Here is a 19,023-nt window from a genome sequence, read left to right on the forward strand (position 1 = left end):
TAATCTTTCCCTATTGACCAAAATTTTCTTTTGGTGAGGAGAACTTCAGAAATTTATTTCTTGGTATCTCCAACGACCCGCACTATTATTCCTGCTATTATTCCTAAATGATCTAGATTTTTACTCGAAAATTCTTCTTTTTGGCAATTCATATTTTTGACATTTTTGTTTAATTCAGACTTATTTTCTCATTTCTCCCTGAATTTATTGTCAATGCCTTATGAACTTCAATTTATTAGTATTTTTATAATATTGACTATATTTTTTACCTGGTTGCCACACTTGTAATGATTTTTTCCGCGATTTATTATACCTAAATTTATACTACAAGGTGAAGTGCGGAATGTAGGCTGTATGCTTCGGTCTTCTCCATGGCGTAACCATGAGAACCACTCACTGTTTCAGATTTCTTTAATGATTATACTCTCCCCATAGTAACAAAAGAGGGATAATTTACAAAAAAACAAAAAATAGCTAAAAGTCTGATAAATGATATATTTAAGCTTGATGTCTGACTTATTCTCAAGCAATGAGTAGCAAAAAACAACCGAGACCATGGCAAGAAGAAAGATCATCCACTGGTTAACCCTTTTTTATCACTTTTGGCGGACGATAATCTACAACCTTTGTGTTGCAAGTATTTTGCAATAATGAAGCCTAAATGACATTCATCTCAGCGCTAACGCCAAAACTATTGTTATACATGGGGTTCAGAATAAGTGCCATGTATTTATTTCCCCAGAGCGACAGAAGCGTCTGAGAAAAGCAGTTGCATTCCTTATGAATATAAAGAAATATTTCAGTTTTTTAGAAGTGTCCCACGGGCGGTGCACTACCCCTAATGAATGGGAAAAACACTCTAAATCCAAAAGCTCGAATTTATAAGGTTTTCAGCTCGTGTTTCTTGAAAGAGTTAAAGTGAAGCGATGGTATCTCATCTACAAGCGCTACTAAGTCCAGCAATTTTTAATCAACAAGCCCTGTATCGATGGTTGGGAATGAGAAATCGTATCCTCAATTTACCTTTAATGCTTATGGCAGTGCTGACTCTTTTATGGCGCAATGTTACGGGTATCCAGTAATTAACTCATCTTTTGTGCAAAAAAGGGTTTTTATGGGTAGAAGCAACTAAAGTAACTCAAAAAGCTTTTTCTAAAAGATTTTTAACATTTCTAGCTATTTTATTCGAAAAAGTATTTAAAGAATTACTACTTCACCTACAACAACAGTGGGATAATTTATTTTTTGGCCTTCCCTAAGTTTTGCTCTTTCTCATTTTAAAAAGATGGAGATAAATATAAATGAATGAAGAAAAGCGCCGGAAAGAACTAGCTCATTTTTTGCGAACACGCCGCGCCAGACTAAAACCCAATCAGGTTAATCTACCAAATGGATTTCGTCGTCGTACCTCTGGATTAAGACGTGAAGAAGTTGCTGAACTTGCAGAAATCGGTGTAACTTGGTATACCTGGCTTGAACAGGGTCGTGAGATCAAAGTATCTGCGAAAACGTTAGATAAGATTGCTTCAGCTCTTCAGCTTAATGTTCATGAAAAAAAACATCTATCTCGATTAACAAAGCAACATCTACCTCTTAATTCTTCTCCCCCTCCCGTATCAGTAATAACTCCAGCGATGCAATATATTCTTAACGCACTAGGGATAAATCCTGCCTATATTACAAATCAAAAATGGGATATTTTAGCTTGGAATCGGTCAGCTTGTGCGCTTTTTGGTAATTTTGAGCGAATGTCTTTGAAAAATCGTAATTTAATCTGGTTAGCATTTACTGATATTGCGATGCGTCAACTTTTTGTAGACTGGGAGGATTTTGCTCAATGCTTACTGGCACAATATAGATCTACGTATTATTATTTTATTGAAGAGGAATCTGAGAGTACAAAACTTACTGAGGCTTTACAAAGAGCTAGTCCAGAATTCCAGCAATGGTGGTCTTGCCATAATGTTATAGGTAGCAGCGAATGCCGTCAGGAACTTAATCACCCGATTGTTGGTAGGTTGGTTTTAGAATCCATAGCTTTTCAGATCTGTGATTTACCCTATCTCCAATTAATTGCTTATACACCAACTCAAGAGCTAGAAACTGTTGAAAAACTTCAGAAGCTTTTCAATTTAAATCATAGCTGTTAAACTAGAATTCTCTATGCAATGTTACAAGCAACTGTACTCAAGGGATAGATTATTTAGGGAGAATACCAGCCAACTTCAATGGGACATTGATCAGCAAGGGTGTTGGGTAGTGGTAAACAAGTAATGATGAATTATAGTAGTGCACAAAATACGAAATAACACCAATATGATTTTCTATGGATTTGGAAAAGGACAAAGTTTTTTGTACCAGTTCTAGATACTCGTTGTCTTAAGGTCATTGTTGAATCTCTCAATGTAGCTGGTTTTACTAGTTTCTTTACCTATTGCTCTATATCGTTTGCTTGGTATAACTGCTCCATAAGCGTTCCAAAAGTTAGTATACGCAACCGCACACTGACGATATATGGGAGGCAAGAATTACTATAACTTACGTACTTATGATTCATCATATGCGCCAACAGAAACACCAACTATTTCGCGAGTACAAGAGTCTAGAGTAAGGCAGATCCATTTTTATTATTCACAAATGACCATAACTCATCACATTAGATGGTTAAGCGACCTTTTTTTTGGTTTTACTTGCACTTTTCGTGGAACTGAAGCATATATTTTCATTGATATAAGTTTGCAGACACCGCTCGGAAACCTTTGTTATATGAGTAATACCAGCCAGGGAGATTCGTTCTAACAATAACTTGTCAATTAATTCTTGTGTTTTTGGGTCACTCACTTTTTTCTGTGGATTTTTAATAAATTGTCGATCACAGCTAAAGCTGCGCTTACCGATCACAATAGTGGTATCTAAATCTTTGCTTGCCGTTATGAATATGATCATTTTTGACCCGACTTTTACCAACGTAACGCTGCGCTAACGTCGGAAGGAAGAAGGAAGACGGAAGAGGGAAGATGTCAAGAAGCGCGTTTTCCTTCTTCCTTCCTTGCGACCCCGAAAGGATACAAGCCCCGTCCTTCGAGGACGGAGAAGGTTATGACTAACGTCACGCTACGCTAAGGGAGGAGTACAAGCAACTTCGGCAACATAAAACCTTCTTCCTTCTTCCTTCTTCCCTCTTCCTTCGCTGTGACAAATGGGTGAAGTACAATTTGGACATTCTGGTATTACTTAAATTAAATCGGCTGTATTTTGAGTATAGAAATAGACACTAAATTCAAACTTTAGAAAAGAAATGAAAATGAACGATGGTTGGAATGGTAATCTTAGTAATTTGATTAAGTCAGATATTTTAAAGAGAGCCAATCAGGTTCGAGTAATATTTCATAATCTTAGTATTCAAATTTTTGCCCAACTAAGATCAAAGCTATTAAATTTTGCACAGTTAATTTTCAGCCTATCAAGCACGATAAAAAAAGGCACAACAATTACCATATTAGTTATAGCTATAATTCTAGCTGGAAATACTGTTTCAGCACAGTTGAATGCACCGGAACCACCACCTTCTCTTAAAACAGTACAGGTTCCAGAACCTGATAATCTTGGAGAATTTGTAAAGGATAAGGTAGCCGCAATCGAGCTAGGAAAGGCTTTATTCTGGGACATGCAAGTTGGTAGCGACGGTATAAGTGCATGTGCCAGTTGTCACTTTCACGCGGGCGCAGATAATAGATCTAAGAATCAGCTCAGCCCCGGGTTGTTAATTGTGAATCAGGATCGAAGTCCAAATCCAGATACAGTCGTTAGTCGAGGTGGAATCAACTATCAATTAAAACCAGAGGATTTCCCATTTCACAAACTACAGGATCCAGATGATAAAAATTCAACAGTTTTAGCTGACACTAACGACGTCGTTTCTTCTCAAGGAGTTTTCAATTCTGAGTTTGTAGACGTTGTTCCTGGTAGAGCAGAGGACAAAGTTAATTTCAAACCCGACGAAGATGGGTTCAGAGTTGGAAACACGAATGTACGTCGTGTAGAAGCTCGTCACTCACCAAGCGTAATTAATGCAGTATTTAACTTTCGCAATTTATGGGATGGAAGGGCTCAGGATATCTTTAATGGTGTAAATGAGTTTGGGCTAAGAGATCCTAATGCCAGTACCTACAAAGTAAACGACAAAAAAGAATTAGAAATAACTAAAGTTAGACTTAATAATTCAAGTTTGGCTTCACAAGCAGTAGGACCACCACTGAGTGCCCTAGAACAGTCCGCTGATGGCCGCACATTCCAGGAAATCGGTGATAAGTTTGGACTAGGCGATAGTAATATTAAGAGAAACTATAGTGCTTCCAAAGGTAGAAAACTTCCAAGAAAACTTGCTAAAAAAGTAATGCCTTTAAGGCCACTTGGAAGGCAGATTGTAGATCCTGAAGATAGCGTCCTAGGCGATTACAGTAGGGGAAATAAACCAGGACTCACAATAAAAAGTTATCAGCAGATGATCGAAAGTGCTTTCAATAATGAGTGGTGGGATTCCAAAAAGTACGTGATTCAGGTTGCAGATGATGGTAGCCGAACAGTCACCAACATGCCAGACCGCAATATGACAACTAAAGAATACACGCTAATGGAGTATAATTTCCCACTATTTTTCGGATTAGCGGTACAAATGTATGAAGCTACACTAGTTTCTGATGATACTCCATATGATAGATTTAGAGAAGGGAATGCTAATGCTCTGACAGTTCAACAGAAGCAAGGTTTAGATATTTTTATGAACAAAGGATTGTGTATTCTGTGCCACGATGGAGCAGAATTTACAAATGCTTCGGTTGAAAGTGTACAAAAGCGAGGAAGACTTGTACGCGCACCAATACCTGGTAATCCCGTTGAAGACAATGGTCTATTCAGGCTCGGCACTAGACCTAATTTAGAAGATCTTGGAATAGGTGGAGAAGACCCATTTGGCAATTCCTTTTCAGAAGGGTTATTAGCACAACAGGGAAAATTCAAGGAGATATTTGGTGAAGAACCAAATTTTACGCCCGATTCTAACGAAGTAGTAAATTCAGATGGAGCTTTTAAAACACCTGGAATTCGTAATATAGAGTTAACTGCTCCTTATATGCACAATGGTGGGCTGTTAACATTACGCGAAGTAGTTGATTTTTATAATCGGGGTGGGGATTTTCCTGGAGTTCTCCCACCACTTGATCTGACTGAAGAGGAAAAAGAAGCGTTGGTAGCATTCATGAAGGGTCTAAATGATGAGCGAGTTCGTTTTGAGAAAGCACCTTTCGATCACCCACAGCTTTTTGTTCCGAATGGACATCCAGGAGACGAGACATTTGTTGATGACGATGGCACTGGAAAAGCTACGGATTCCCTATTGGAAATTTCTGCTGTTGGTCGTAACGGTAGAAATACTCCTATAAAGAACTTTTTGGAGTAACATTAGGGTTTATATTACTAAAAACAAATTGGTAGTCAAAAGTAGCAAATAATACTAAATAATTCCGGAGCAAAATTTCTCCGGAATTTAACATTTTTCTATTGGGTCGAGTAATATACGGTCTGCTGAATAACTTTCAAACTCTTATCTTGTAAGCTTCTCAGGCTATTTTTGTGGAAAAAGTGCAAGAGAATAAGCACATAAGCAGCACTGACTTTTCACGGGATGTGAAAAAGCTAGATTGGTTCGCGATTTAGGATCGCGAACCAAGTTACTTCTTATATTTGGAAGTTTCTTCGAGTAAATCTTTTAATCCCTGCTTAATTGTTTCGAGCGAGCGATCTAAAGCTTCAATTTTAGCCCGACGATTTATTTGCTCTAAGGCTTCTAAGTAAAGTTTGCTACCAATTTTCCTGAGTGCTTGTACTTAGAAAGCTTACCATCAGTCTTTGTTGTAAACATCGTTTCAGTAGCCTGTAATTTATAGTACGAGTAGTGACCCTTTCTTCCTTTAGCAAGATAACGAGCAATCCAACATCCGGGCGGAGCAACACAGCCGGAGTCAAATATATCTTGTCTTTCTTGTTCGAGGCGTTTTTTAACAGATGCAATCGAATCTATACGTTGATGTAAATCCTCTTGACGCTTCTGTGCTTTATGTTTAAGCTTACTTGCCATAAAATAATGAATAACATGATTCGCAATTGGAACTCGCGAACCATTATATCCTACAAGTATTCTAAAATAAGTAAAGGACTGTTGAAATTAATGCATGATTTAATAGTGTAATTTACTACGGAGTACCCAACCTTGGCATAAGGTTTCTAACTCCAGCCAGCCCCGCCACAAGACTTGTATCCCGATTGCACTGTTTTTTCTATGTTCTAAGTATCCACCCAACCTTGCAATTGCCCGTATTGCCCAATCAATGGTAAATTCCATCTCCTTTTTAAGTTTGGGTGGGCTACTAGCTATCAGCACATCCATTTGTGTTTTTGTTAACACTTCTGTTGCTGAATTTTGAGGAGAAGTACGGTGTAAATAAGTCATCCGTAATAGTTGAGCAGCAATTACTGTTAGAAAACCTAGCATCGCTGACATACTCTCACCACTAAAACGGTAACTTTCTGCTTTACATCCTGATTTGAGAATCTTGTGATACTCTTCAACTCGCCAGCGATAGGTATACCAACGGAGAATAGTTTCAGCGTCTTGTTGTGTTTTAACTGACTCTGTAGTCAGTAGCATCCACTCTACAGGCTCACAATCATGTGGTACATTAATTTCTCTTGCGTAAACTGCGTAAATGTCGAAATTACCTCCATTTTTGAATCTGGATGGAGGTTTGATTGATACTGGACAAAATCTAATTTCTAAAGTTGCAGTTCTCGCCTTACGTTTTTTGGTCTGTGGCAGTTCTACCTCTTTTATACACTGTACTTTTTGAGATATTACGTATTCCCATAAGTGAGAATTTTCTCCTGATAAACAGCGGTTATGAGCGGCTCTAACCACTACACCTGTATTTTTATTGTCACTTATGCTTGCAAAGACTTCCGCAATATCACCTTCTCTGTCAAAAACATGAATAGCCCTCTTTGTGCATCCTTGACACTGGGGCTTCTAAGCTGTTAAACAGTTTAGAAATTTTTTCAAACGCTTCAACCCATTGGTAAGATTCTTTTTCTTCAAATGCTTTTTCTCTTTGGGCTTTACGCTTTTGTTTTAACCGCTGTTTTTTCTGTTCTGGTTCTTCATCAGCCGGTGCTTTATGCTTGTGTTCTCGATGCCACAGTTTCTCCCACAATAGCCCTAACGGCTGACCAAAGTCTGGGTCTAAAGCTAAACAACTGTGTAAAATTAAACCATTCCCACCATTGCCAGTTGGACCGTAATCCTCTCGCTTTTTCAATATTTTTTTGTAATCAAGAAAGCTTGTATCCCCTACCGCTAGAACAATGAGTATGCCTGAAATTTCTTGTGCTGTCTGTTTAAAATAAGGTTGAGTCAACTTATCAAATGTCACTGTCTTGATTAGAGAAAAATTCGTAACTGCGTTTTAGATCACTGGCACTGTTAAAAATCTTGGATAAAGGCTGACCATATTTTACAAATAAATGCTCTGCAATTGATTCTGCACGCTTTGTTAGACGTTTATCTCCGAAATTACAGGAACTATAGGGATTTTTCTCTAAAATTTTCATCCAAACCCAAAAATATCACATTCTTAAATGACTTTAACGTCAAATCTGCCAAAAGCCTGAGATTGGTTCGCGTCGATGAGTCGCGAACCAGCTTATCTTTTCCACATCCCGTGAAAAGTCAGACTGTTCTAGCACTGATAGAATGACCTTTTTCTCTTAACTGTTGGGCTAATTTATTTGTATTTTTACATGTCCAGCACAAAGATGATTCTGGATCTCCACGAGTTATTGGTTCTATCAATCCTTCCAGATCCCGAATTAAAGTTGGATCCTTATCTTGTAAAGGTTTTCTTCCTCCACCAATAGCTCGAATTCTTTTTTGAAACCGAACATGAGGAAGTAAATTTTCTGACTCAGTATTCAGTTCTTTGATTCCCACTCTTATTGTTTTTGGTGATAAACCTGTTGCCAATGATACTTGCGTTATGCCGCCTCTTCCTAGGGTAACTGCTTCTGTTACTGCCCATAGTCTAGTTAACCTCTCATTTAAATGAGGAGCTAGGGATTTAAACTTGGTTTTGAGATTATCAGTTGATGACATATTACTGACCGCACACTCACCTCACCTTGTCAATTTATCAGGTAAGTTATTTTTGCGCGACTCCTTACCCCGATTTATTGAGCGGATACCTTTTAATTTACCAGCTAAGTGGATTAATCAACTCAAATTACTACCTCAGCAAAGAACTTTTACAGAAACTGAGTTTAATACTTTAGTTGATAAGTATTTGAGTAAACTAGGTTCTCAACATCGTTCCCGCATATATGAATCAGCAGCAATTGCTTTTTATCATCAGCAATCAAATATTCCCGTAATAAAAACTCTACTGTGTGATGATGCTCCGCAGTTCAAGTTAATAGCCTCAAATTTAGCTCTTTTCAATAATCTCATCTTCGATACGACAACTTTCCTTAATAATCAGACTATAAAGCTCAGCAACAAACTCCTTTTGCAGTCCGTACTGAAGGCCTAGTTCCATACAGCGTTGCTTCACTTCTTCTACCCGTCCTGGTTGCATCATTGGAATTCCTTGTTCTTTCTTAAAGTGTGCGATACGTCTACAAACTTTGAAACGAGCACCTAAAATTTCAATGATTTGAATATCCAAAATATTAATTCTTTGTCTACAGTTATCAAGTTGATTCATGATTTAAGAGAAATATTTTTTTACTAGGTATTGAGCTAAGGTATAGGACTCCGATTTGAATTTTGAAAATATACTGAGACTCAAAAGCCTATTTGACAATATTGGTGAGAACTTAACGGGACTTAAGATATTTTTTTGCTCAAAAAACAGCCTCAAAGCTTTACAAATCAATAGTTTTACGTCGAATTAGTTGTTTTCTTGATATATGTTTAAACGATTTTTAGGGCTTTGAAGTTAATCCCTTGTCATGACTGGCTTTGAGGCTTTTTCCTGCTTGTTTTTTGTCTAAGTTCCGTTAAGCAAAAGAGCAAGATGTCAAGGGGCTTTGGAAGAAAAAGTTCTCTTGCCCTCCTTTGTTGGTCAGGAAAACAAGCCACTCAACTAAAACTAGCACATTCTTGGCTTTTCTTGAAATCTTTGCTGTGTAAGAGTTTGAAAATGTGCAAGTTAAAAGCTAACTCATTATATTAGTTTTTATACTAGGATATTGAATAACTTGTACTGGGATAAACTTTCTGTAAAACTGACTATCATACAAAATGCTTAATTTGGAAAATTAATGGCTCATATCTTACATATTGATTCTAGTCCTAGGAGAGAGAATTCTTATTCTCGTACTTTTTCCAATAAGTTCATTAATTTTTGGAAAGATGGACATCCCGAAGATACTGTAATTTATCGGGATATAGGTCATGAAGTACTGCCTTATATGAACGAAAAACTTTTTAAGGCAATGTTTGTTGCACCCGAAGAACGTTCTCCTGAACTGGTTGAGGCTATTAAGATTTCTGATATATTTGTTGATGAATTCATTGCTGCAAATCGCTACGTTTTTGCTATCCCTATGTTTAATTTTAACGTTCCTGCTATATTTAAGGCTTACATTGATTTGATTGTACGAGTTAATCGTACATTTGCTGTAGTTCCTGAAGGTTATAAAGGCTTGCTTGAGAATAAGAAGATGCTAATCATAACATCTCGTGGTGACACATACCATTCTGGAAGTCCAATGGCAGCTTACGACTTTCAAGAACCCTATTTACGAACTATTTTTGGATTTATTGGGATTACAGATATAACCTTTATTCATATCGATAGCCTTATGGGAGACAAGAATGCACGTACTAAATCACTAGAAGCGGCAAACCTTAAGATTAATTATACAGTTACTAATTGGTAACTAAAATTATCATAAAGATTTTAATCTGAGTATAGTATCATACCTAATTTGAATTAGGATAAACAGAAGGAGTAAGAAAATGAAAGTTACTCCTCTTCTGTTACTTTCCATAAACAAAAATAAATGGCAATGTTTAAAAGTTTTACTATAACTGGGTTTGTGACTTTTTATAATATTATAAATGTCATTCTCGCTTTAAATTAAAATTATTAGATATCTCCAAAATAGTAATTGTTCGTATTAAAAGAATACAATAGAAAATTTATGACATTAATGTAAATGAGTAATATACTCACTTGCATTTAGGAGAACATTTAATTACTGCTCCTATTAAGAAACCAAAAAATAAAAAATTAAAGAATTAACAATTGAGTAAAAAGAATTGAATCAGCAATTTTCATCAAAATAGGTATATATTGAGCATCGAATTCGTTCACTTAAGATTTTTAGAGTTATACAAGAACGATTTAAATTAAATTGTAAAAAATATTCAAAAGTAATATTAACAGTTTCTGGATTAATAAAATTCCGAATGGTTACGTTAATATTACCATAATAAATATGTCTGAAACCATCAGGAGAAAATAAGTCTAAACAACTATATTTTTTACATTGTTATTGATAGTAAGTATATGAAACCCTGATTTTATAGTATGAGTTAGCTTGTCTACAATCACTGCCTTGACGGTTTAAAAGCTAGTTATAGAAATGCTGTACTAATTTTCGGAGATTCTAATAAATACACCATAGATGGAAATTAAGATACATGGGTAAAAAATGCCTCATCTACGGAATTGAAATTCCCAGCACGGATTGGGAAAATACTCCAGCTAGTGTCAAAAAACTGCTGGAGAAATTGGGACACCACATAAAGCAATCAGATAAAGAGTTAGCTGACTTAAAAGCACAGCAGCAGGAACTTTTAGAAAAAATGGCGTTGCATAATATAGGGATGAATTGAGCTCATTTACCTGGTTGACTGACAGAACTACGATGTGTAAGAAGAAGTCATAATCCTAAACTCACGTTCAAGGAATTTTTTGCCTTGTTTTTGAGAGGCGATAGCTGGTTGTGGATCAGCATCTCCACAAAGATTTATGGTGGAAAATAATCTCCACCCGTGATATAAAATATCCTTCACCCATTCTCAACCTAGACGTAAATAACTTTTTCTTCTAAAAGTGTGACAGTCAACTAAACGTCGTTTACCATGTTTAACAACTTCTTGTCCTTGAACAGTCAAAAATAAAGTTGTAACAGAATTAAGGACTTTTCGAGTTGAAAGCCATTTGATTTTTCATCCAAAAATTCTTCTTCAATGTCAAAACGCTCACTATATTCACGAAAAGTCTGAAAGGAGGTAGGTTGGTCATTAACTATATACCAAAGTTTAGCGCTAATTGGATATCGTGCTAAAGCTAAATTTACTTCACCAAAGGGATTCATCTTAGGATATGATTTTGATTTGATTCTTTACCACGCCCTTCGGGCTGAAATCAGAAGTCAGAATTCTGAATTCTGAATTGCGGAATAAACAGACCGGAATCAGTTTAAAGCCTCCGGCTTATAGCCGAAAGAAGTAAATAACCTGAGTTCGGGATAAGAAAAGGGACAGATAGTAAGCTGAAAATAATATCAAATCAGCAACCTGCCCTATGTTTAGTTTAGATGCTTTATTCTGCCATGTAGACGATTTTTGTAAAGCTTTTGAAGTGCAGTGGCAAAAACCTCGTCGTAATATGAAAAATAAACTGATGCGTCTTCATGACAAACTTTTATCACGTAAACGCTCAATTATCGAGACTATTAACGACCAACTTAAGAATATCTCTCAAATTGAGCATTCAAGACATTGAAGCCCTACAAATTTTTGCGTAAATGTTCTTTGCGGACTGATTGCTTATTGTCATCAATCCAAAAAGCCAAACCTTCACCTTGACTGGCTTTTACCGCAATCTGCTTAAACCGAACTCAGGTTAAATATATTTCAACGTTGTTGAATCCTCTCACTTTAGGAAGAGGTAAAGCTTCTGCTCCTTGAAAGCGCGGTCTGTTCTGACTTCACATTTCTGACTTCGGTGAAGTATTATCTGTAGCCAGATGTTAGGAAATTCGTATTAATTTAATTCACATTAGGCGTGAATCTATATGTCTCACATTGGTATTCCAAGCCCGAAAATACTGGCTTTGTCTCTTTTTTGTACTGGAAAACCTTATATAGAGATATCTAAATTTGTATGTTCGCAAAAATCTTTAAACGATTATTTACAGTTGTGTGGCTTCAAATTACTTTTTATTGAAGATGGAAAAGGATGGCAATTTTTCGGTCATCGTAAAATTTATGTTAAACAAGGTGATCTTTTTCTTATTCCACCAGGAGAAATTTACAGGATGGATGGTTTAGAAAATACGAAAAGTTGGATTGTTGTTTTTGAAGCTGATCCCCTGAATCTAAATAGTATTGATGAAGATTTGCTATTACTTTCATTTTTACAACCAAAGTCTAATTATATATTGCATATACATGTTGTACCAAAAAAATCTTCCCGATTAATTATACGATTACACGAGTTAAAAGACGAGTTATGTTCTAAACGTCAAGGATTTGAAAGATCAGTAGACGCTCTCCTTTCACTATTGCTTATTGATGCACTCAGAATTTCAGATTCTCGATTAAAAAAGATTTCATTTCAATCAAAACAGTTATTAAAAAAAGTTTTCCAATTTATAGAAGCAAACTATTCTAACCATGTGGGGTTATTGGACGTGGCTAAGGAAGTTAATCTCTCTCCTGGTTATCTTACTGAACTTGTACGTCTTAATACAGGGAAGGCTGTGTTCAGTTGGATTATCGAGCGTCGGATGGCAGAAGCACGCCACTTGTTGTTTATAACCAATCGACCAGTATATCAAATAGCTGAAGGACTAGGTTATCTTTATGTGAGCCACTTTATACGACAGTTTCGTCAATATCATGGAATTACCCCGCAAGCATGGAGACACAGACATGTAAATTAGCTCTGGATTGGATCTTACCTCAATCTGCTTATCCCGAGTTCAGGTTAGCTAAGCGTTTAGCTCAATTTATTATTGTCACCATTTTGAATAAATTTTTCGATTTATAACTATATCTAAGCAAAAAATGATTTACACTGTTACTAGGTCTTGTTACATAAATGAGTGGAAATTAAATTTCCTCTCTCAATTTGAAAAACTTAGATGTCGCTTTTATAACTACCAAGTTTACCATTTTGAGCTATGGAGTTAAGAGCAGCGCACTGTATAAATTTTCAATAGCTTAGACATCAAAGTTGCGTCGTCTCAAAGAACCACCGAAAATGATTTTCATACGAAGCATGCTGATCTCAAATAATGAGCGACGGTGATAATCACTTTCTTGTTTGCATTTTTTCCATCCCATTTTATCCATGTCTTGCAGATTTTCATAGGAGTGAATGTGGGGTTGATTTACAGTTTCCATGCCGCTAACTTACAGTGCCTTTACGAGAAAGGATGATAGGCTTTGCACCTCATTTACTTACTACATCATAGTACTTACTTCTGTCATAGGTTCTATTACCTAAAACTTGCTCAACCTCACCTTCAACTCCATTTACTAATTGCTGTAAAACTTCATCGTCACTCATATCTTTTTAGAATGTTCAAAGACTGTATTTTTTACTCTATATAATTTTTAGGCTTTATGACAAGATATAATAATTTGTATATCTAAAAGAGTCACATCCAACTCAAAAATAGATATATTGAAATGGCTACTTTTAGTAGTAAAGCGTCCAAAAAGTAAGTTTTCAAAAACAAATAAGCGTATCAATTGTGAAAATTGAAAAAGTTTTGATTCTTGGTTTAAACGGCGGATTTGGTAAACTATTTTCCAATCTACTATCCAAAGAAAAAATTATTGTTTTTGGTGTAGACTTAGCATCGCAACCGGACGAACTGGTCAAATGCAATCGATATTTTTGTTGTGATCTTAGTCAACCTGACGAAAACATACTAGCAGTTGCTCGCCAGATTAATTGCCTACTTATCTGCCTTCCTGAAACTGTTGCATTTAGAGCTTTAGAGCACTTTATTCCAATAATGTCTTCTGGTGCGCTCATAGTGGATATTATGTCAGTTAAAACAGGCATAGCAGATAAATTAACAAATGTTATGGGAGACCTGGAGTTCCTTAGTATAAATCCAATGTTTGCTCCTGATCTTGAATTTCAAGATCAAAATATTGCTGCCATACAGCTGTCACCTGGTCCTCTTGCAGACGTTTTTACCAACCTTATGGAAAAGTGGGGAGGTAATGTAACCTCGATGACTGCGAGTGAACATGATAAAAATACCGCCATCACTCAAGCTATGACCCACGCAGTCATTATATCGTTTGGTATCTGTCTAACCGAGTTAGGTTACGACATAAATAAGGTGTTTCCTATCTTGACACCACCGCACAAAACCCTGATCTCACTGCTTGCACGCATTGTGAGCAATAATCCCGAAGTATATTGGAGAATTCAAGCTGACAACCCCTATGTCGCACAGACACATAAAGCCTTGATTAATAGCTTAAAAATTTTTGAACAGATTACTGCTACGAAAAATCAACAAGATTTTTACGATACATTTGCTAAATCTAAAGAAACTCTTTTTCCTTTTATGAACGAACTAGTTACACATGCTTCATATATATTACATTAGACATGTCCGAAATTTTAACTTGGTGTTCGAAAAAAGTACGACAAAACTTTAATAGTCTAGCAAAATGAAACATTTACTCAATTGTATTCAAGAATAAGCACTCCATATAAAAAAATATTCAAGATAAACAGCCTCAATATCAATTAGCAAAACGATTTCGAATAGCCTTAATTTTTTTTGAGAAATTACTGCAACCATATCGAGAAACTGGAAATATTCCTCCCAAGATACGTAAACAAAAAACTTCAAAAAAGTTGAATCAGGAACAATTAAATATTTTATCTTCAATCGTATCTAATTAATAATGATGCAACCTTGGATAAACTTTGTATTATTATTAGAACGACAAACCGGAGTGTTAATTGATTCCTCAACTTTAGATAGGATGCTTAAAAGGCTTAACCTAACCCTCAAGAAAAACTAAGTCTAAATGAAAAAGAAACTGAACGAGTTCAATTACTAAGATTAGAATTAACTCTCATTTAAATAGGTGATAATAATGAATATAGAGGAAGTCGTGACATCAAAGTTATTTCAAACTTCTGAAATGTCACCACCAGAAGCTTTAATTCAGATGATTGCTGGTAAATGGGTTTCTCAGAGCATTTATGTAGCTTCATCTTTGGGAATTGCTGATTTACTCAAAGATGGTGCAAAGCATATTGATGAAATTGCACAAGCAACTGGCACTTATTCACCTAAACTATATCGGTTGCTCCGTGCTCTTGCCAGTATTGATGTATTTATTGAGATTGAAGAGTATAAATTTGCACTAACTCCGATCGCAGAATATCTTCGAAGTGATATTCCCAATTCTTTACGCGCCTTTTCAAGGATAGAAGGTGATGAATGGAGTTGGCGTTCTTGGGGAGAAATTCTTCATGCGATCAAAACCAATCAGTCACTCTTTCATCGTTTGTACCAAGTTGAGAATGCCTATGAATACTTTACAAAAAATTCCAAATCTGCAGATCTCTTCAATAATGCTATGACTAGTTTGACCAGGAATACAATTATTCCTGTTATTCTTGATTCTTATGATTTCTCTTGTGTGGAAAAAGTCGTAGACGTGGGTGGTGGTCATGGTGCACTCATTGCATCTATTTTAACATCATACCCACAAATTTCCGGTGTGCTTTACGACTTACCACATGTAACTGCAGAAGCTTCTCGTTTACTACATGAAGAGGGAGTTGCTAAACGTTGTGAAATAGTTAGTGGAGACTTTTATGTATCTATTCCTTCTGGCGGTGATGCTTATATCTTGTCGCAGATCCTTCACAATTTCGATGATGACCATTGTATTAAGATTCTTAAAAATGTTCGTCATGCTATGGCAGAGAAAGGTAAATTATTAGTAATACAAGCAGTCATATCTCCAGGCAATGAACCTTGTTTCAATAAATTCTTGGATTTAGCATTAATGATATCTATAGACTCTGGTGGTCAAGAACGTAGTGAATCTAGGTATTGTCAACTTTTCGAAGCTGCCGGTTTTTTATTAAATCAAATTGTACCATCTAGCGCTCCTGTAAGAGTGATAGAAGGAGTTTGTATCTAAATACTAGGGAATATGGATTAAATAAGATCCATTTACTGTTTCTTCCAATACAGCATCAATTAGTTTATTTCTGTTTGATTTATCTAGCTGTTTACTGCTTACAATTAATCCTTTGTAATTGCTAGACTTGTTACCTACAAAACCAATTCCTGTTGCTTTTACCTAAATGTATCTTGGTACTGGCTCACGATAACGAGATAAAAATTGTCTTACACTGTCGGCGGTCGATACACCTGAAAATATTCCGAACATTGCATCGAAATGTTTGATGTCAATTGATACTCCTGTTTCTAAAGTAGGAGTTGATAAGACCACATCGTAATTTTTCAATACTTCATTTGTTGATTGATATTATTACCATAGCCATTTGTGGGAGGTGTTGCAAAGGTGTTGGTATTGACTTAAATTAAGATTCCAAACTCATATCTATTAATAAATAATCCAATAGACCCGTCCAAAATATTAAGACAAGTATAAAAAAATGGTAGAAAGAAAAATTAGTACTCTACCATTTTGATCAAAAATGTCGATTGTGTTCAATTATATTCAAAAATATCCTCAAAGGACAAAACAACTTTTAGGAATTAGTCATGAACAATATCAAGGGCTACTTAAAGCAGCATTAAATGAGCATATTAAAATCCAAACAGAAAAAGAGAAGCATAAAATAAGAATTAATTCACGTGGCTATCCTTTGCTCGCATCTTTCTTCACAAAAGAATGAAGCGCTGTAATGTATGTTTGACAAGGGTTTAAGGGTATAATTTAATTTGCTTGTATGGTGTAAAGAGGCGAAAAATCAATATAAGTTAACGATATTAGTAAAGAAAAGTTATTGCATATATAGTTTTAAGAAGTAAAGTAAAATAGAGAGTTACATGTAATTTTAAGTGGTAGTTAGAGCTCGTAAGGTTTACCTGATAAGGGATTGAGAGTTTTTGGTTAGAGAATCTGTTAACAGAACTTAAGGTTAAGTGAGTGAAGAGTTCGTGGTATGATATTGAGTGCCTGGAGAAAAAGAACTGTTTCAGGTAAAAAAGATGAGAGTAAAAAATAGGGAATGAAACATTTCGTGGTCATTCTCATAAGCGTATAGTATTTATACTTTTACGCGTATGTTTTTGTGTGGGTTTAAAAAGAAGTAAAAAAGCCCAAAAATGAGTAATAGAGAGATAAAAATAATAATTGACTTATAGTCGCCTACAAAAAGCTTTTAATCTAGAAAACGCTTGAATTTGGCATTTTAGCTGTAAAGCTTGATATTGGTGGGATTGTAAGATTTAAATCAAGTAATTTGTAGCGTAAGTTTAAGAAAAAATTAAAAGTATAAATAATTGAATTTAAGTGTCGATTAACTCGCTCTTCGGAGTCTTGGCAACTTTTGGTGATCCCAGTAGAAACGCGTTTTAAGGCAGAAGGCAGAGGGCAGAAGGCAGAAGGAGGAGGAAGAAAGAAGTAAGAAGTGAAAATCGTAGATTTTTGCTTATTTATCCTTATTTATCTTTATTTTTGACTTTATTTAAGGTAATAGCTAAAATACGAAGGCATTTCTTCAACTTCATTAGTGCAGATTGGGTAAGTTTTATTTCTAGCTGGTTTTAAAATTGCTTCTACTCTAATTTGATGTCGCCATCAATGGTAATATTTTTTCTTGATCGCAATATTTTATTTGGTTCAATTGTCAAATCATGTAAAATCTATGGGGAAAGAACTGATTCAACCGAACTTAACTGAGAAAAGATAGTTAAGCCATTAGGCACACAAATAAACTCAATAGGATTTTCATCAAATACTTCTCCATCTACTACTAATTTTTGAGTCGGTTCAGTAGTTAACTTAAGTTTATTGGTGCGTAAACGAATTAGATTTTGGTCTTCAACTTTTGATTTAGCGAGAGCAGAAGCGAGTAAAGATGCTGATGTATTAATTCCCTCAAGCCAAGTCTTAGATACAGGAATTGTTACTTCTAAAAGACCATCATGGGGAATAACAGCACCAAAACCTTGAGCCATAATCGAAGTAGCAGGAGCAGCATTGGCAACGGTAACCGCACCTGTCTTAAAATCTAGAACTTGATTCTCAATTTCAATTTGAGCTTGGAAATCCTGTTGTGTAAAAAATTGTTGCGCTCCAGAAAGGACGTAAGTAAGAGTACCCAAGCGATTTTTTAGTTCTCGATTAGCATTATTAACCATCTCTGCTTCAAAACCCACTCCAGCTAATAAAATCATCGGAATCTTATTACAATAGGCTGCATCCACCATTTTTGTATTTCCCGCTGCAATAGTTTCACAAGCCAGTTTAAGTTTGGTTGGCAGTCCCAAAGCAACTGAAAAAGCATTAGCGGTACCACGAGGAATAACACCCAAAGGTATTCCCGTTTCAATAGTGGCTCCAGCGACTGCTGATACTGTGCCATCTCCTCCCGAAGCAATTACACAGCCAATTTGGTCTTTAGTTTGATTAGCTTGAATTTTAGCGATTGCTTCTTTGGCTTGAATAGCTGGGTCGAGTCCTGGTTGGGTAAAAATAGTGTGGAGATTCATTTGGGGTTCGAGAATGCGACGAATCATTTCTAAATCTCGATCTGGATTCCCTTGTCCTGCTACGGGATTGAAAATTAAATAAGCATCTCGCAGTTTGGCTACGGCTTGAATTGATAATTCAGCAGTAGATATACAGCATATTTGGGGTTTATGAGGTACAGTAACAACAATTTGTAAACCAATTTTTTAGGTGTTGTGGATTAATTAATTGCAGTG

The 19,023-nt window shown here is 35.9% G+C and carries 17 protein-coding genes and 3 pseudogenes; 10 read left to right on the plus strand and 10 right to left on the minus strand.

Features of this window, described 5'->3' with window-relative positions:
• Positions 1 to 926: 926 nt before the first annotated feature.
• Positions 927 to 1,232, plus strand: a pseudogene (locus BC008_RS52645) (IS4 family transposase); the annotation flags it as partial.
• Positions 1,233 to 1,301: 69 nt separating this feature from the next.
• Positions 1,302 to 2,150: a helix-turn-helix transcriptional regulator gene (locus tag BC008_RS09590; RefSeq protein ID WP_027846782.1), complete on the plus strand. Its 849-nt coding sequence runs from the start codon at positions 1,302 to 1,304 to the stop codon at positions 2,148 to 2,150.
• A 118-nt stretch (positions 2,151 to 2,268) separates the two neighbouring features.
• Here BC008_RS09590 and BC008_RS50390 read toward each other — a convergent pair.
• A pseudogene (locus BC008_RS50390) lies at positions 2,269 to 2,946 on the minus strand (IS1 family transposase); the annotation flags it as partial.
• Between the two features lie 352 nt (positions 2,947 to 3,298).
• Here BC008_RS50390 and BC008_RS09600 point away from each other — a divergent pair.
• Positions 3,299 to 5,458 carry a cytochrome-c peroxidase gene (locus BC008_RS09600; protein WP_235595840.1) on the plus strand — a complete coding sequence of 720 codons (2,160 nt, stop codon included), beginning with the start codon at positions 3,299 to 3,301 and terminating at the stop codon, positions 5,456 to 5,458.
• Positions 5,459 to 5,845: 387 nt separating this feature from the next.
• Here BC008_RS09600 and BC008_RS09605 read toward each other — a convergent pair whose 3' ends face one another.
• The 6 genes from BC008_RS09605 to BC008_RS09620 all read right to left on the minus strand — a co-directional run bounded on the left by BC008_RS09605 (position 5,846) and on the right by BC008_RS09620 (position 8,810).
• Positions 5,846 to 6,136: a hypothetical protein gene (locus tag BC008_RS09605; protein ID WP_058183462.1), complete on the minus strand. Its 291-nt coding sequence runs from the start codon at positions 6,134 to 6,136 to the stop codon at positions 5,846 to 5,848.
• A gap of 99 nt (positions 6,137 to 6,235) precedes the next feature.
• A complete protein-coding gene (locus BC008_RS52905; protein WP_201026103.1) occupies positions 6,236 to 7,048 on the minus strand; it encodes an IS4 family transposase in 813 nt (270 codons plus the stop codon).
• On the minus strand, positions 7,035 to 7,469 hold the full coding sequence (locus BC008_RS52910) for a hypothetical protein (RefSeq protein ID WP_201026102.1): 435 nt from the start codon (positions 7,467 to 7,469) through the stop codon (positions 7,035 to 7,037). The genes BC008_RS52905 and BC008_RS52910 overlap by 14 nt, the downstream gene beginning before the upstream one ends.
• Positions 7,470 to 7,473: 4 nt before the next feature.
• Entirely contained in the window at positions 7,474 to 7,662 is a 189-nt protein-coding gene (locus BC008_RS52655) for an IS4/Tn5 family transposase DNA-binding protein (RefSeq protein ID WP_082650524.1), read from the minus strand.
• 118 nt (positions 7,663 to 7,780) lie between these two features.
• Positions 7,781 to 8,203 (minus strand): ISAzo13-like element transposase-related protein, encoded by a 423-nt coding sequence (locus BC008_RS09615; RefSeq protein ID WP_058183463.1) that lies wholly within the window; start codon positions 8,201 to 8,203, stop codon positions 7,781 to 7,783.
• A 328-nt stretch (positions 8,204 to 8,531) separates the two neighbouring features.
• A complete protein-coding gene (locus BC008_RS09620) occupies positions 8,532 to 8,810 on the minus strand; it encodes a chorismate mutase (protein WP_027845378.1) in 279 nt (92 codons plus the stop codon).
• Positions 8,811 to 9,369: 559 nt separating this feature from the next.
• Here BC008_RS09620 and BC008_RS09625 point away from each other — a divergent pair.
• Together BC008_RS09625 and BC008_RS09630 are read left to right on the plus strand one after the other, a co-directional pair.
• Positions 9,370 to 9,990 (plus strand): FMN-dependent NADH-azoreductase, encoded by a 621-nt coding sequence (locus BC008_RS09625; RefSeq protein WP_027845379.1) that lies wholly within the window; start codon positions 9,370 to 9,372, stop codon positions 9,988 to 9,990.
• A gap of 766 nt (positions 9,991 to 10,756) precedes the next feature.
• Complete coding sequence (locus BC008_RS09630) at positions 10,757 to 10,951, plus strand: hypothetical protein (RefSeq protein WP_027845380.1); 195 nt, start codon at positions 10,757 to 10,759, stop codon at positions 10,949 to 10,951.
• A gap of 278 nt (positions 10,952 to 11,229) precedes the next feature.
• Here the strand turns inward: BC008_RS09630 and BC008_RS09635 are convergent, their stop codons facing one another.
• Positions 11,230 to 11,436: a hypothetical protein gene (locus BC008_RS09635; RefSeq protein ID WP_027845381.1), complete on the minus strand. Its 207-nt coding sequence runs from the start codon at positions 11,434 to 11,436 to the stop codon at positions 11,230 to 11,232.
• A gap of 284 nt (positions 11,437 to 11,720) precedes the next feature.
• Here BC008_RS09635 and BC008_RS46245 point away from each other — a divergent pair.
• Positions 11,721 to 11,954 (plus strand): annotated as a pseudogene (locus tag BC008_RS46245) (transposase); the annotation flags it as partial.
• A gap of 184 nt (positions 11,955 to 12,138) precedes the next feature.
• The gene (locus BC008_RS09645; RefSeq protein ID WP_058183465.1) at positions 12,139 to 13,008 is read left to right on the plus strand and encodes an AraC family transcriptional regulator; all 870 of its coding nucleotides are present in this window, start codon (positions 12,139 to 12,141) and stop codon (positions 13,006 to 13,008) included.
• Between the two features lie 280 nt (positions 13,009 to 13,288).
• On the opposite strand, the gene BC008_RS49385 is transcribed toward BC008_RS09645, so the two are convergent.
• A complete protein-coding gene (locus BC008_RS49385) occupies positions 13,289 to 13,471 on the minus strand; it encodes a hypothetical protein (protein WP_058183466.1) in 183 nt (60 codons plus the stop codon).
• A gap of 353 nt (positions 13,472 to 13,824) precedes the next feature.
• Between BC008_RS49385 and BC008_RS09655 the strand changes: the two genes are divergently transcribed.
• The 3 genes from BC008_RS09655 to BC008_RS09670 all read left to right on the plus strand — a co-directional run bounded on the left by BC008_RS09655 (position 13,825) and on the right by BC008_RS09670 (position 16,985).
• Positions 13,825 to 14,700 (plus strand): prephenate dehydrogenase/arogenate dehydrogenase family protein, encoded by an 876-nt coding sequence (locus BC008_RS09655; protein WP_027845382.1) that lies wholly within the window; start codon positions 13,825 to 13,827, stop codon positions 14,698 to 14,700.
• Positions 14,701 to 15,199: 499 nt separating this feature from the next.
• The gene (locus BC008_RS09665) at positions 15,200 to 16,261 is read left to right on the plus strand and encodes a methyltransferase (protein ID WP_058183468.1); all 1,062 of its coding nucleotides are present in this window, start codon (positions 15,200 to 15,202) and stop codon (positions 16,259 to 16,261) included.
• Between the two features lie 523 nt (positions 16,262 to 16,784).
• On the plus strand, positions 16,785 to 16,985 hold the full coding sequence (locus BC008_RS09670) for a hypothetical protein (protein ID WP_058183469.1): 201 nt from the start codon (positions 16,785 to 16,787) through the stop codon (positions 16,983 to 16,985).
• Between the two features lie 973 nt (positions 16,986 to 17,958).
• On the opposite strand, the gene BC008_RS09675 is transcribed toward BC008_RS09670, so the two are convergent.
• A complete protein-coding gene (locus tag BC008_RS09675) occupies positions 17,959 to 18,990 on the minus strand; it encodes a YegS/Rv2252/BmrU family lipid kinase (protein ID WP_082650526.1) in 1,032 nt (343 codons plus the stop codon).
• Between the last annotated feature and the right edge of the window lie 33 nt (positions 18,991 to 19,023).

The sequence above is a fragment of the Mastigocoleus testarum BC008 genome (genome assembly GCF_001456025.1).
Classification (GTDB): Bacteria; Cyanobacteriota; Cyanobacteriia; order Cyanobacteriales; family Nostocaceae; genus Mastigocoleus; species Mastigocoleus testarum.

Bases quoted from the DNA above. Each gene is read 5' to 3' on its own strand.
- BC008_RS09590 (WP_027846782.1), top strand. From the start codon at position 1,302: ATGAATGAAGAAAAGCGCCGGAAAGAACTAGCTCATTTTTTGCGAACA.
- BC008_RS09600 (WP_235595840.1), top strand. From the start codon at position 3,299: ATGAAAATGAACGATGGTTGGAATGGTAATCTTAGTAATTTGATTAAG.
- BC008_RS09605 (WP_058183462.1), bottom strand. From the start codon at position 6,136: ATGGCAAGTAAGCTTAAACATAAAGCACAGAAGCGTCAAGAGGATTTA.
- BC008_RS52655 (WP_082650524.1), bottom strand. From the start codon at position 7,662: ATGAAAATTTTAGAGAAAAATCCCTATAGTTCCTGTAATTTCGGAGAT.
- BC008_RS09615 (WP_058183463.1), bottom strand. From the start codon at position 8,203: ATGTCATCAACTGATAATCTCAAAACCAAGTTTAAATCCCTAGCTCCT.
- BC008_RS09620 (WP_027845378.1), bottom strand. From the start codon at position 8,810: ATGAATCAACTTGATAACTGTAGACAAAGAATTAATATTTTGGATATT.
- BC008_RS09625 (WP_027845379.1), top strand. From the start codon at position 9,370: ATGGCTCATATCTTACATATTGATTCTAGTCCTAGGAGAGAGAATTCT.
- BC008_RS09630 (WP_027845380.1), top strand. From the start codon at position 10,757: ATGGGTAAAAAATGCCTCATCTACGGAATTGAAATTCCCAGCACGGAT.
- BC008_RS09635 (WP_027845381.1), bottom strand. From the start codon at position 11,436: ATGAATCCCTTTGGTGAAGTAAATTTAGCTTTAGCACGATATCCAATT.
- BC008_RS09645 (WP_058183465.1), top strand. From the start codon at position 12,139: ATGTCTCACATTGGTATTCCAAGCCCGAAAATACTGGCTTTGTCTCTT.
- BC008_RS49385 (WP_058183466.1), bottom strand. From the start codon at position 13,471: ATGGAAACTGTAAATCAACCCCACATTCACTCCTATGAAAATCTGCAA.
- BC008_RS09665 (WP_058183468.1), top strand. From the start codon at position 15,200: ATGAATATAGAGGAAGTCGTGACATCAAAGTTATTTCAAACTTCTGAA.
- BC008_RS09670 (WP_058183469.1), top strand. From the start codon at position 16,785: ATGTCGATTGTGTTCAATTATATTCAAAAATATCCTCAAAGGACAAAA.